The sequence below is a fragment of the Aeromonas sp. YN13HZO-058 genome, from assembly GCF_001921245.1.
Taxonomy (GTDB): domain Bacteria; phylum Pseudomonadota; class Gammaproteobacteria; order Enterobacterales; family Aeromonadaceae; genus Aeromonas; species Aeromonas allosaccharophila.
Genome location: NZ_MQSY01000004.1, coordinates 11,644 through 25,600, shown reverse-complemented (window position 1 = coordinate 25,600; position 13,957 = coordinate 11,644). Strand labels below are relative to the sequence as shown.

9 protein-coding genes and 1 pseudogene are annotated in these 13,957 nt (G+C 60.3%); 6 read left to right on the top strand and 4 right to left on the bottom strand.

Annotated elements, in window-relative coordinates:
* The first annotated feature begins 27 nt into the window (after positions 1–27).
* Both feoB and BSP75_RS00175 read left to right on the top strand, forming a co-directional pair.
* On the top strand, positions 28–2,298 hold the full coding sequence (feoB, locus tag BSP75_RS00180) for a Fe(2+) transporter permease subunit FeoB (RefSeq protein ID WP_075111802.1): 2,271 nt from the start codon (positions 28–30) through the stop codon (positions 2,296–2,298).
* Positions 2,295–2,534, top strand: coding sequence for a FeoC-like transcriptional regulator (locus tag BSP75_RS00175; RefSeq protein WP_075111801.1), 240 nt, complete (start codon positions 2,295–2,297; stop codon positions 2,532–2,534). Before feoB ends, BSP75_RS00175 begins: the two co-directional genes overlap by 4 nt.
* A 96-nt stretch (positions 2,535–2,630) precedes the next feature.
* Here BSP75_RS00175 and BSP75_RS00170 read toward each other — a convergent pair whose 3' ends face one another.
* Together BSP75_RS00170 and BSP75_RS00165 are read right to left on the bottom strand one after the other, a co-directional pair.
* Positions 2,631–3,281, bottom strand: a complete 651-nt coding sequence (locus tag BSP75_RS00170) for a DUF2913 family protein (RefSeq protein WP_075111800.1) — start codon at positions 3,279–3,281, stop codon at positions 2,631–2,633.
* A gap of 99 nt (positions 3,282–3,380) precedes the next feature.
* Positions 3,381–4,676, bottom strand: a complete 1,296-nt coding sequence (locus tag BSP75_RS00165) for a DEAD/DEAH box helicase (protein WP_075111799.1) — start codon at positions 4,674–4,676, stop codon at positions 3,381–3,383.
* Positions 4,677–4,933: 257 nt separating this feature from the next.
* Here BSP75_RS00165 and BSP75_RS00160 point away from each other — a divergent pair.
* The 4 genes and pseudogenes from BSP75_RS00160 to BSP75_RS00145 all read left to right on the top strand — a co-directional run.
* Positions 4,934–5,179, top strand: a pseudogene (locus BSP75_RS00160) (methyltransferase); the annotation flags it as partial.
* Between the two features lie 335 nt (positions 5,180–5,514).
* Positions 5,515–6,288, top strand: a complete 774-nt coding sequence (locus BSP75_RS00155; RefSeq protein ID WP_075111798.1) for an amino acid ABC transporter substrate-binding protein — start codon at positions 5,515–5,517, stop codon at positions 6,286–6,288.
* 57 nt (positions 6,289–6,345) lie between these two features.
* Positions 6,346–7,002 (top strand): amino acid ABC transporter permease, encoded by a 657-nt coding sequence (locus BSP75_RS00150; protein ID WP_171971569.1) that lies wholly within the window; start codon positions 6,346–6,348, stop codon positions 7,000–7,002.
* Entirely contained in the window at positions 6,999–7,760 is a 762-nt protein-coding gene (locus BSP75_RS00145; RefSeq protein WP_075111796.1) for an amino acid ABC transporter ATP-binding protein, read from the top strand. Before BSP75_RS00150 ends, BSP75_RS00145 begins: the two co-directional genes overlap by 4 nt.
* 134 nt (positions 7,761–7,894) lie before the next feature.
* Here the strand turns inward: BSP75_RS00145 and BSP75_RS00140 are convergent, their stop codons facing one another.
* Both BSP75_RS00140 and gltB read right to left on the bottom strand, forming a co-directional pair.
* The gene (locus BSP75_RS00140) at positions 7,895–9,310 is read right to left on the bottom strand and encodes an FAD-dependent oxidoreductase (RefSeq protein WP_075111795.1); all 1,416 of its coding nucleotides are present in this window, start codon (positions 9,308–9,310) and stop codon (positions 7,895–7,897) included.
* A gap of 12 nt (positions 9,311–9,322) precedes the next feature.
* Positions 9,323–13,780, bottom strand: a complete 4,458-nt coding sequence (gene gltB / locus BSP75_RS00135) for a glutamate synthase large subunit (protein ID WP_075111794.1) — start codon at positions 13,778–13,780, stop codon at positions 9,323–9,325.
* Between the last annotated feature and the right edge of the window lie 177 nt (positions 13,781–13,957).

The following is a 13,957-nucleotide window of genomic DNA, read 5'->3' as shown; positions in this document are numbered from 1 at the left end:
TCAAAGCACTATCGAGGTCGAACAGGTATGAATTACTCCCTGGTAACGGTAGGTAACCCCAATAGCGGCAAGACCTCCCTGTTCAACGCCCTGACCGGTGCCCGCCAGCAAGTGGGCAACTGGAGTGGTGTCACCGTCGACAAGAAGATGGGTGAGTTCAGCGCAGGTGAGCATCACTTCAAGCTGATGGATTTGCCCGGCATCTATAGCCTGGCCAGTCAGGATGGCAGTCTGGACGAGCAGATCGCCAGCCGCTTTGCTCAGGGCCAACAGCCCGACCTGCTGCTCAACGTCATCGACGCCGCCAATCTGGAGCGCTCCCTCTACCTTACGTTGCAACTGCGCGAACTGGGTCTGCCCATGGTGGTGGTGCTCAACAAGCTGGATATCCTGCAAAAGCGCCGCATCGTCATTGACGAGAGCAAGCTCGGCAAATCTCTCGGTTGCCCGGTGGTGGCCCTCTCGGCCCACAACAGCAAACAGGTTGCCGCCTTCAAGCAGCAGATCCGGCAGTTTATCGGTCAGCCGCAAGCAGCCTTGCAGCTCGATTACGGTCACACGCTTGAAAACGATCTGGCGGAGCTGGAGACCCTGCTCGCCCCGCACCACCTCACTGCCCGTGGTCGCGCCCTGCGCCTGCTGGAAGAGGATGCTGTGATGCAGGAGACCCTGCTGCCCGGTCAGCAGGCCGCCGCCCACAATGTGGTCGCCCGCGCCCATCAGGGGCAGGATATCGATCTGCAACTGGCGGATATCCGCTACGGCCATATCCACCAGTGGGTACAACAGGCTCGTCAGCAGAAGGGCAAGCTCACCGAGGCCCAGAGCGAGTGGCTGGATCGGGTACTGCTCAATCGCTGGATTGGCATCCCCTTCTTCCTGTTTGTCATGTACCTGATGTTCCTGTTTGCCATCAACGTCGGCAGCGCCTTTATCGACTTCTTCGACATCATGGGCGGCGCCCTGTTTGTCGATGGGGTGCACCACCTGCTGGGGCTGGTCAATGCGCCCGAGTGGCTCGGTGCCATTCTGGCTGATGGTTTCGGCGTCGGCTTGCAGACCGTGGCCACCTTTATTCCGGTGATTGGTTGCCTCTATCTGTTCCTCGCGGTGCTGGAGAGCTCCGGCTATCTGGCCCGCGCCGCCTTCGTGGTGGATGCCCTGATGCGCCGCCTCGGCCTGCCGGGCAAGGCGTTCGTGCCGATGCTGATGGGTTTTGGCTGTACCGTCCCCTCGGTGATGGCGACTCGTACTCTCAACTCGGAGCGGGAGCGGCTGATGACCTCCGCCATGGCCCCCTTCATGTCGTGCGGTGCCCGTCTGCCGGTTTACGCCCTGTTTGCGGTGGCCTTCTTCCCCGAATCCGGCCAGAACCTGGTGTTCGGTCTCTACCTCATCGGTATTGTGGTGGCGGTGCTCACCGGCCTGTTGCTGCGCAACACCCTGCTGCCGGGCAAGAGCGACTCCATGCTGATGGAGATGCCGGATTACGAGTGGCCGCGCCCGGTCAACGTTGCCATCAAAACCTGGCAGAAGCTCAAATCCTTCGTCTTTGGCGCCGGTAAAACCATCGTGCTGGTGGTTGCCGTGCTGAGCGTGCTCAACTCGCTGGGTACCGATGGCAGCTTCGGCCATCAGGATCAAGAGGGCTCGGTACTGAGCAAGATTAGTCAGGCGGTGACCCCGGTGCTGCACCCCATCGGTGTTCGCGATGATAACTGGCAGGCCACGGTCGGTATCGTCACCGGTATCTTCGCCAAAGAGGCTGTCGTCGGTACCCTCAACAGCCTCTACGCCGGTGCTGGTGGTGAAGAGGAGGAGAGCGAGTTCTCGCTGGTGGCCAGCTTCCACGAGGCGATCGACGCCGTGACGGCCAATCTGGCGGAGATCAACCCGAGCGACCCCATGGGATTGTCTGTCGGTGAGCTGGATGACAGACAAGCCGCTGCCGAAGCGCAGGAGGTCGATGTTTCCACCTACGGCAACATGCAGACCCACTTCGACGGGGCGGCCGGTGCCTTCTCCTACCTGCTGTTCGTGCTGCTCTACATGCCTTGCGCCGCCGCCATGGGCGCGCTGGTGCGCGAAACCGGTCGCCAGTGGGCGCTGATGACGGCGGTATGGTGCAACTACATGGCCTTTATGTGCGCGACCGTCTTCTATCAGGTGGCCACTTTTGCCGCTCACCCGGAGCAGAGCCTGTTCTGGATCGTCAGCTACGGCCTCTCTCTGGTGCTGCTCTGGTGGGCCGGTCGCCGTCACGGTGACATCGTCGCCCGCAAGGTGGTGACCTTATGATCCTGCGCGAGCTGGGGGATTACCTCGCCACGCAGCAGAAGGTGAGCCGGCGCGATCTGGCTCGTCACTTCCATACCTCGGAAGATGCAGTGGAGGCCATGCTCGGCGTCTGGATGCGCAAGGGGCGGGTCATCAAGCGTGAAAGCCGGGTCTGTGGTGGCAGTTGCTGCGGCAAGAGCGAGGAGGTGATGTTCGAGTGGTGTGACGCGGGTCAGATTGGCATCAAGATCCGCTAAACGACTACCAGACCTCATCACCGAAGATCGAACAATAAAAAACGGCAGACCCTGCACAAGGGCCTGCCGTTTTTTTATTGCTGCAAACTGGCGGGATCAGGCGCTCTGGCGAGCTTCGCTCAGCAGTGCCAGCGCCGGTTGGGCGTTGTCCGGCATCAGCCGGTAGGCCTTGTGGTGCTTGACCAGGGTGGTTTTCTTGTTGCCCTGGCTCAGCAGCAGACCGTGCTTGAAGGCCGCCTCTGCCAGCACCTTCTCGTCACCGCGCACATAGAGGGTGAGGGGTTTGACAAGCTCACCCGCTTCGATGTGACCCTGATACTCGCTATGGCTGATCACCAGACTCGCCTGACAGCCCGATTGCAGGCGCAGCTTGGCGTTCACTTCGCTCTCGGTCAGCACCAGCCAGCCTGCCGCTGCCAGCTCCTCCAGCAGGGCAGCCAGCTTGGCTCCCAATTGCTGCGGATTGGTCATGGCGCACTGGTACTGGAAGGCGATGCGCTCCAGCAGTCCCTTGAGATCGGCGCCCGCTCCCAGCGTGCGGCCAAGCTGTACCCAATCTTTCAAATCTTCCATCACCAGACGGGAGAAGCGTTTCTCCTTGAGGGAGTCGGCCATCCAGGTACAGAGAAAGTGGCTCTCTTGCGCCGGGGTGCGCTTGCCCGCCTTTTGCTCGGCGGTGCGAGCCAGTTCGGCCAGACTCTGGGTGGCCATCTCGAACAGGGCCTGATTGTAGGTAGGAGAGGTCATAAGCAATCCTTGAGTTGACCACCACGGGTCAACACCGATGACAGAGATAGCAAAGGCGCCAGTGGCGCCTTTGCGGTTCAATAGCGTAGCCTGCGCGCCTTATTTCGGCTGACGGGGCTTCTTGGCCGCGGCCAGACGCTTGAGGCGCTGACCCTGCAGCTTGGCTTCGGCCATCACCTGGGCCACGGCGTTATCTTCACGCTGCGGACGCTTGCCGAAGCGACGGCGCTCCTGCAGCTGTTTGATCAGCTCGTCACGGCTGCTCACCTCGTAGCCCGGCACCATGATGCGGCGGATCTTCTGGCCGATCAGGGCCTCGATCTCCAGCAGGGTGCGCTCCTCTTCACGGCTGACGAAGGAGATGGCCATGCCGCGCTTGCCGGCACGACCGGTACGGCCGATGCGGTGCACGTAATCTTCCGCCAGGAACGGCAGATCGTAGTTGACCACGTATTCCAGATCCGGGATATCCAGACCACGGGCGGCCACTTCGGTGGCGACCAGTACCCGCACCTTACCTTCCATGAATTCGCGCAGGGCACGGCGACGGTTGCCCTGGGCCTTCTCGCCATGGACCACGGCGGACTTGATGCCGTCGAGGTTCAGCTCCTCGACCAGCACATCACAGCTCTCGCGGGTACTGGCGAACACCAGCACCTGCTGCCAGTTCTGCTTGCCAATCAGCTCGGAGAGCAGCTCGCGCTTGCGCTTCTGCTCGACCGGATAGACGGTGTGGCTGACGGTGTCGGCGGTGGAGTTCTGCTTGTTGACGCTGACGATCTGCGGGCGGTCGAGCATCAGGTTGGCCAGCTTCTTCACCGCGTCGGAGAAGGTCGCGGAGAACAGCAGGTTCTGACGGGTCTTGTTGACCGCTTGCAGGATCTTCTGCACATCGGCACTGAAGCCCATGTCGAGGATACGATCCGCTTCATCCAGCACCAGACACTCGACGCCGGAGAGGCTGAGGTTGCAGGCGGTAAGGTGTTCCAGCAGACGGCCCGGGGTGGCCACAATGATGTGAGCGCCCGCTTTCAGTTTTCTGGCCTGCACGTCCTGCTTGCCACCGCCGACTATGGTTATGGTGGTGATATCGAGATACTTGGCGAAGTCATTGATGTTGCTCGCCACCTGAGCCGCCAGCTCGCGGGTCGGGGTCAGGATCAGCACACGGGCGTTGGAAGGCTGGGCCGAAGCCGGATTGTCTACCAGACGCTGCACAATGGGCAGGGCGAAGGCGGCGGTCTTGCCGGTACCGGTCTGGGCGCTGGCCAGCACATCGCGGCCACGGCGAATGGCCGGGATCGCCTGTTGCTGCACAGGGGTCATCTCCTGATAACCGCAATCTGAGACAGCACGCAAAATCTCGGGGGCAAAATCGAACGATTCAAATCTCATAATGGGTTCCTGTGTTCCAGCTGGGCTGTATTTGGCTTGGTTAGCTCGGCATGAGCGAGACGGAGGTTGTAACCACCGACGGCTGCGCCTGACATCAAGTCAGAGAGTGAGCCGGAAAATGGCGGGCGCGAAGTGTAACAGATAGACGTCACAAATTCTGCCTCAAATGGTTGTCATTTTCTCATCCTTTGCGCTCGGAATGGCGTTTAAAAGCAATCATTTGACTCCCAAAGGCCAAACCAAGAGGATAGAGCGAGCTGCTACCGACCTTGCCGCAAGCCGGGTATCAGCTCATCTTCCTCAATTCGGATCGTCAGTACTACCGGGCATGGAGGCCACAGATCCACCGTTTGTTGGCGCCTCGCGGCCTGCTGGTGATCGCCAACGCCATCTCCCATCGCAGCGATATGGTGGAGTGGATGAACGAGGTCGCGCAGGACTCAGCCTTTGCCACCTCGCTGGTGCCGGTCGGCAAGGGGGAGTGGCTGGTGGTGTGTTTGTGATCAGGTGATGGCTCGAATTTGCTATCGGGCTGGCAGTGTGTTTTTTCATCATGAATAAACAGTGTGTCCCGCAATCAGTAGCGAATGCGGGACTGCTTTTCCGTTATTCATTATTTCACTAAACATCCTCATATTTCATGGTTTGGCAATGGGAATCACCACGTTATGTTTTGCTGGTGCCGCCAAGTGCAATCGTTAATTGGCAGTCATCGTATATGTGGCGTGACCCGATTAAATGGTGCTGGCAGCAGCAGGATTCAAAATAATAATTGCATGGTAATCCGGATTATCGTTGGCAAGCGTGCTGGATGTTTACAAATATAACGAGGTGAATAATGAAAAAACTGCACTCCCTGTTTTTACTGGCAGCCCTTCCACTGGCTTTGATGACATCGGCGCAAGCCCAGTCCAGCCTCGCCGCTATCCAGAGTGCCGGTGCGATCAAAATCGGCACTGAAGGCGCCTATCCTCCGTTCACCTATCACGACAAGAGCGGCAAGCTGGTCGGCTTTGATGTTGAGATTGGTGAGCTGATTGCAAAAGGCCTTGGGGTGAAGCCGGAGTTTGTCGAAGGCAAGTGGGATGGTCTCATCGCCGGGGTGGATGCCAAGCGCTACGATCTGGTGCTCAACGAAGTGGCCATCACGCCGGAGCGGCTGAAAAAGTATGATTTTTCAGATCCCTACATCACCTCCAAAGCGGTGATCGTGGTGCACAGCGATAATCACAGCATCAACAGCTTTGCGGATCTGAAGGGTAAAAAATCATCCCAGTCGCTGACCAGCAACTTTGCTCAGCTGGCGAAATCCTCGGGCGCCGAGGTGGTCGCCACCGAGGGCTTCAACCAGTCACTGCAGCTGGTGCTGACCGGGCGAGTGGATGCCACCATCAACGACAGCCTCTCTTTCCTCGACTTCAAGAAACAGAAACCGGATGCCAAATTGAGGGTGGCGGCGACCGAGGCGAAGGGGGATCAATCGGCAGTGTTGCTCGCCAAGGGACAGCCGGAATTGCTGGCCGCCATCAATCAGGCACTGCGCACTGCCAAACAGGATGGCAACTACCAGAAAATATCTCTTAAATATTTTGGTACTGATGTCTCGCAATAATATTGCCGGAAAATAATAACTAGCGAGGTAATTAACGTGCCAGCTTGGTTGCAGTTAATGATCGACTCTTTTTGGCCCCTGCTTAGCGCGGGGCTTATTTTTACCGTGCCACTGACCCTGATCACCTTTGTCTTGGGAATATTGCTCGGCTTGCTGGTGGCGCTGGCCAGATTATATGGCCCGACACCGCTGGTAGTGCTGGTCCGTTTTTATGTCTGGCTTATTCGTGGCACGCCGCTGCTGGTGCAGCTCTTTCTGATTTTTTATGGCTTGCCGAGTGCCGGCATTGTGCTGGATGCCTTCACCGCCGCGGTGATCGGGTTCACCCTCAACATCGGCGCCTACAGCTCGGAGATCATCCGCGCCACTCTGGCTGCGATCCCGAAAGGGCAGTGGGAAGCGGCCTATTCGATTGGCATGAACTGGCCCCTGGTGATGTGGCGGGTGATCCTGCCGCAGGCGGCGCGTATCGCGGTGCCGCCGCTCTCCAACACCTTTATTTCGCTGGTGAAGGACACCTCGTTGGCGGCGGCAGTGACCGTGCCCGAGCTGTTTCAGGCGGCCCAGCGGCTCGCCTCCGTCACCTATGAGCCGCTGATCCTTTACATAGAGACGGCCATCATCTACCTGCTGTTCAGTTCGGTGCTCTCCACCTTGCAAGACCGGCTGGAGCGCAAGTTGACCCACAAAGAGACCCGGGAGGTCGCCCTATGATCCTGTTGCGTGGTATCCAGAAGCAGTTTGGCGGGCAGCGGGTGCTCAAGGGGATTGATCTTGCCATGGTGGCGGGCAGTGTGACCGCCCTGATTGGCCCCTCCGGCAGTGGCAAGAGCACCCTGTTGCGCTGCGTCAATGTGCTGGAGCGGCCGGATGCAGGGCAATTGGTGCTGGGGGGGAGTGAACTCGATTTTTCTCACCATCTGCCTCGCCAGAGCTTGCTGGCATTACGCCAGCAGACCGGCATGGTGTTCCAGAATTTCCAGCTGTTTCCGCACATGACGGTACTGGAAAACGTCATAGAGGGGCTGGTAACCGTGTTGAAGTGGCCAAGGGCTAAAGCGCAGGCGCGCGGCTTGCAACTGCTCGACAAGGTGGGGCTCAGGCACAAGGCCGAGGCGGTGCCTGCCACCTTGTCCGGTGGTCAGCAGCAGCGGGTTGCCATTGCGAGGGCGCTGGCGCCAGCGCCCAAGGTGCTGCTCTGTGACGAACCCACCTCGGCGCTGGATCCCGAGCTTGCTCAGGAGGTGGTGACCGTACTGCGCCAGTTGGCCCGGGAAGGAACAACCATGCTGATTGCCACCCATGATTTGCGGCTGGCCGCCCAGATAGCGCAACAGGTGATCTTTCTGGAGGCGGGTGAGGTGGTGGAGGCGGGCAGCGCACGCCAGATGTTCACCACCCCCAAGCGGGCGCGTACCTTCGAGTACATCTCTACCCTCACCGAGCGGTTGCCGGAGAGCTGGAGTATCTAGTTGCTCCCCGGACGAGGTTGATGGGCGATAAGTGACACGCTGCCAGCGAGTATTCCGAGCCTTAAATTCCGAGTTTGAAAAGAAGAGCCCCGCACTGGCGGGGCTCTGTTTTGCGTTGACTGAGGAATAGCAGGTTAGACAGCGAGGTAATCCATGATCCCTTCGGCTGCCTTGCGCCCCTCATAGATGGCGGTCACCACCAGATCGGAGCCGCGTACCGCATCGCCACCGGCGAACACCTTGGGATTGCTGGTCTGGAAGGCATATTCCGCCTGCTCACGCGCCTTGATGCGATCCCGGTTGTCGAGCTCGATGCCGAACTCCGCCATCCAGGGCTGGGGGTTGGGCTGGAAGCCAAACGCCATCACCACCGCATCGGCGGCCAGCACCTGTTCTGAGCCCTCGATAACCACCGGATTGCGGCGGCCATTGGCATCGGGTTCACCCAGCTCGGTGCTCACCACCCTGATGCCGACGGTGCGACCACTGGCATCCAGCTCGACCGCCACCGGTTGCAGGTTGAACATGAATTCAACCCCCTCTTCGCGGGCATTTTTCACCTCCCGCTTGGAGCCCGGCATGTTCTCCTCGTCGCGGCGATAGGCGCAGATCACCTTGGCGGCTCCCTGGCGGATGGCGGTACGCACGCAGTCCATGGCGGTATCGCCACCGCCGAGAACCACCACCTGCTTGCCAGCGAAGTCGATATAGTCGGCTTGCGCCTTCTCGAAACCCAGCAAGCGGTTGGCGTTGGCGATGAGGTAGGGCAGGGCGTCATAGACGCCCGGCGCCTCTTCGTTGGCAAAGCCGCCCTTCATGTACTTGTAGGTGCCGACCCCGAGGAAGACAGCATCGAACTCGCCGAGCAGATCGGCGAAGGTGATGTCCTTGCCCACTTCGGTCTCGAGACGAAACTCCACGCCCATCCCCTGGAAGATCTCGCGGCGACGCTGCATCACCTCTTTTTCCAGCTTGAAGGAGGGGATACCGAAGGTGAGCAGGCCACCAATCTCCGGATACTTGTCAAACACCACCGGGGTGACGCCGTTGCGCGCCAGCACATCGGCACAGGCGAGACCCGCAGGGCCCGCGCCAATGACGGCGACCCGCTTGCCGGTCTTGACCACGTTCGAGAGATCGGGCTTCCAGCCCATCTCGAACGCCTTGTCGGTGATGTATTTTTCGATGTTGCCGATGGTCACCGCGCCGAAGCGATCGTTGAGGGTGCAGGAGCCCTCGCACAGGCGATCCTGCGGGCAGACCCGACCACACACTTCCGGCAGGCTGTTGGTCTGGTGGGAGAGCTCCACCGCCTCCAGAATGCGCCCCTCTTTGGCCAGTTTCAGCCAGTTGGGGATGTAGTTGTGGACCGGACACTTCCACTCGCAGTAGGGGTTGCCGCACTCGAGGCAGCGATCCGCCTGCATCTGTACCTGCGGCTGATTAAAGGACTCGTAGATCTCCACAAACTGGATTTTGCGGATCTTGAGTGGCTTCTTGGGCGGGTCGACCCGCTGGACATCGATAAACTGAAATACGTTCTGGCTCATAGGGTTCCCTCCTTATTGCGCCTGGATTCTGAGTTCTGCACTGGAACGGCTGGTGTGACCCAGCAGCGATTTCACGTCGCTGGACTTGGGTTTGATCAGCCTGAACTTGGGCACATAGGAGTCGAAGTTGGCCAGGATCTCCTCGGCGCGCGAGCTGCCGGTCTCATTGAGGTGCGCCGTGATGATGCCGCGCAGGTGCTCCTGATGGATGGCGAGATCCGCCACGTCCAGCAGTTCGACCAGCTCGGGGTTGGTGCGCTTGGCAAAGTTGCCGCACTCATCGAGCACGTAGGCAAAGCCGCCGGTCATGCCCGCCGCGAAGTTGACGCCGGTCTGACCGAGCACGGTGACGATGCCGCCGGTCATGTATTCACAACCGTTGTCGCCAATGCCCTCGACTACCGCCAGCGCGCCAGAGTTACGCACCGCGAAACGCTCGCCAGCGGTACCTGCGGCGTAGAGTTTGCCGCCGGTGGCGCCGTAGAGACAGGTGTTGCCGATGATGGCCGCTTCGTGGGATTTGAACGCCACGCCGACATGGGGCTTGATCACCAGCTTGCCGCCGGTCATCCCTTTGCCCACGTAGTCGTTGGCATCACCGGTGAGAATCATCTCGAGGCCACCCGCGTTCCAGACGCCGAAGCTCTGGCCTGCTGTGCCGTTGAAGTGCACCTTGACCGGATCCGCAGCCATCCCTTGGTTGCCGTGACGTTTGACGATCTCGCCGGAGAGGCGCGCACCCACCGAGCGGTCGGTGTTGCGAATGTCGTAGCGGAACTCGCCGCCGCTTGAGGTCTCTACCGCTTCCAGCAGATCCGCGACCATTTGCAGGTTGAGCGGCCCCTTGTCGAAGGTGGGGTTGTGCTGCTGGCTGAACAGGCTGGAGCCTGCCGGAGCGATGGGTCTTGCCAGAATGCCGGAGAGATCCAGCTTGGCCTGACGGGCGGTGAGGCCGGGCAGGGCTTCCAGCAGATCGGTGCGGCCGATGAGGTCGGTCAGCTGGGTGACGCCGAGTTGGGCCATCAGCTCGCGGGTTTCTTCGGCGATGAACTTGAAGTAGTTCATCACCATCTCCGGCAAGCCGGTGAAGTGCTCGCGACGCAGCTTCTCATCCTGAGTGGCAACGCCGGTGGCGCAGTTGTTCAGGTGGCAAATACGCAGGTATTTGCAGCCGAGCGCCACCATGGGGCCGGTGCCAAAACCGAAGCTCTCGGCGCCGAGGATGGCCGCCTTGATGATGTCCAGACCCGTCTTGAGGCCGCCATCCACCTGCAGCCGCACCTTGTGGCGCAGGCCGTTGGCGACCAGCGCTTGTTGGGTTTCAGCCAGACCCAGCTCCCACGGGGAACCGGCATATTTGACCGAGGTGAGCGGGCTTGCGCCGGTGCCGCCGTCATAACCGGAGATGGTGATGAAGTCGGCATAGGCCTTGGCCACGCCGCAGGCGATGGTGCCCACGCCGGGTTCTGAGACCAGTTTCACCGACACCAGACAGCTCGGGTTGATCTGCTTGATGTCAAAGATGAGCTGGGCCAGATCCTCGATGGAGTAGATGTCATGGTGCGGCGGCGGGGAGATCAGGGTCACGCCGGGCACGGAATAGCGCAGCTTGGCGATCTGGGCGGTGACCTTGTCACCGGGCAGCTGGCCACCTTCGCCGGGCTTGGCACCCTGAGCCACCTTGATCTGCACCACATCGGCGTTCATCAGGTAGTGGGGGGTGACGCCAAAGCGACCGGAAGCCACCTGCTTGATGCGGGAGTTCTTCTCGGTGCCGAAACGCTTGGGATCTTCGCCCCCTTCACCTGAGTTGCTCTGACCGCCGAGGCGGTTCATGGCGACAGCCAGTGCCTCGTGGGCCTCAGGGCCGAGGGCACCGATAGACATGGCGGCGGAGTCGAAGCGGGGGAACAGCTTGTCGGCCGGCTCCACCTGATCCAGCGCCACCGGATTGTCGACCTTCTTCAGTGCCAGCAGATCGCGCAGGGTGGCGACCGGGCGCTCGTTGACCAGACGGGCGTACTCCTTGTAATCGGCATAGTTGCCGGAGCGCACCGCGGTTTGCAGGGTCTGGACCACATCCGGGTTGTAGGTGTGGTACTCGCCACCGTGAACGAATTTGAGCAGGCCGCCGTGGGCGAGGGGTTTGCGGGCCAGCCAGGCCTGACGGGCCAGATTGTGCTGATCCTGTTGGATGTCGGCAAACTCGGCACCCTGAATACGGCTCGACACGCCACGGAAGCAGGTATCGACCACCGATTTGGCCAGGCCCACCGCTTCAAACAGCTGGGAGCAGCGATAGCTGGCGACCGTGCTGATGCCCATCTTGGACATCACCTTGTAGAGCCCTTTATTGATGCCGTTGCGGTAGTTGACCATGGCCTGGCGCAGGGACATGGTGAGCACGCCCTCTTCAACCTGTTTGGCCAGGGTTTCGTAGGCGAGATAGGGGTAGATGGCGGTCGCGCCAAAGCCCAGCAGCACCGAGAAGTGGTGCGGATCGCGGCAGCTTGCGGTCTCCACCAGAATGTTGGCGTCGCAGCGCAGGTTGTTGTCAACCAGGGTGCGCTGTACCGCGCCCACCGCCATGGCGGCCGGGATCGGCAGGGTGTCGGCGCTGATATCGCGATCCGACAGCACCAGCAGTACGGTGCCGCTCTTGGCGGCGGTTTTGGCCTCGTCGCAGATGCGCACGAGGGCCGCTTCCAGCCCCTCTTCGGGCTTGAAGTTGAGGCTGATCACCTGATGACGGTAATACTCTCCCTCCAGTGCCAGCAGCTGGTGGAAGTCGGAGTAGAGCAGGATCGGCGACTGGAACAACACCCGGTGGGCGTGGCCGAAGGTCTCGTTGAAGACGTTCTGCTCGCGACCGATACAGGTGGCCAGCGACATCACGTGGTTTTCCCGCAGCGGGTCGATGGGCGGGTTGGTCACCTGGGCAAACATCTGGCGGAAGTAATCATAGAGGGTGCGCGGGCCGGAGGAGAGCACCGCCATCGGGGTATCATCCCCCATGGAGCCTACTGCTTCCTGACCGTTCTCACCCAATACCCGGATGATCTGATCCAGCTCCTCGAAGGAGTAGCCAAACAGCTTCTGATAAGTCTTCAGCTGGTCGTCGGCAAATTCGCGGCGGCCGGTCTGGCTGTCGTCCATCTGCTCGAACGGCACCAATCGGGTGCAGTGCTTGTCCATCCACTGCTTGTAGGTGTGGCGGTTCTTGAGATCGTCATCGATCTCGAAGCTGGTCCACACCTTGCCGTTGCTGGTATCGACCACGAACAGCTCGCCCGGGCCGACCCGGCCCTTCTCCAGCACTTCGTCCGGGGTGTAGTCCCAGGTGCCCACTTCGGAGGCGAGCGTGATGAACTTGTCCTTGGTGATGACGTAGCGGGCCGGACGCAGGCCGTTTCTGTCAAGCGCGCAGGTGGCGTAGCGACCGTCGGTCATGACGATACCGGCGGGGCCGTCCCACGGCTCCATGTGCATGGAGTTGAAGTCGTAGAAGGCGCGCAGGTCGTCATCCATGTTCGGGTGCTTTTGCCATGCAGGCGGGATCAACAGACGCATGGCGCGGAACAGGTCCATACCACCGGCGAGGAAGAGATCCAGCATGTTGTCGAGGCTGGAGGAATCCGACCCCGTGGTGTTGACGAAGGGGGCCGCTTCCTGCAAATCGGGAATGAGCGGCGTCGCAAACTTGTAGCTGCGCGCCTTGGCCCACTGACGGTTGCCGGCGATGGTGTTGATCTCGCCGTTATGGGCCAGATAGCGGAACGGCTGGGCCAGCGGCCAGCGCGGGCTGGTGTTGGTGGAGAAGCGCTGGTGGAATACGCAGATGGCCGCCTGCATACGGATGTCGGCGAGATCCAGATAGAAGCGCGGTAAGTCCACCGGCATGCACAGCCCTTTATAGACGGTGACCAGGTTGGAGAGGCTGACGATATAGAAGTAGTCGTCGTTGATGCGCTTCTCTATACGGCGGCGCACGATATAGAGGCGACGCTCCAGATCCTGTTCAACCCAGCCCGGGGGCGCGTTGACAAAGACCTGTTCAATACTGGGCAGGGAGGCTTTGGCGATGGGGCCGAGCACATTGGTATCGACCGGCACTTTGCGCCAGCCGACCAGACTCAGGGTCTCTTTTTCCAGCTCCTCGTCGATGATGTCGCGAGTGGCTTGCGCCAATACGGGGTCGGGGTTGAGAAACAGCATGCCGACCGCGTACTTGCGGCCAAGGTGCCATCCCTTCTCTTCGGCGACCGCGCGATAGAAACTGTCGGGTTTTTGCAGCAGCAGACCGCAGCCATCGCCGGTCTTGCCATCAGCGGAGATCCCGCCGCGGTGCTGCATGCGAGCCAATGCTGACATCGCGAGACGAACAAGCTTGTGGCTGGCTTCCCCTTCCATGTGGGCCAACAGGCCGAAGCCACAGTTATCCCTCTCCAGCTTTGGATCATATAGTGACATTGCATTTCTCCCTTGCTCGGCCTTGCATCGCACAGTCATCACCTGACTGCATAAATTGCGATTGGCTCTTGTGGTTCCGTCTGCCTGACGTGGCGAATCTCCAAACTAATGGGATTTTCTGGCGAGGTCAATCGCAGGTCAGGTTTGTCTTTATGGTTACATTCGCATAACAAAATG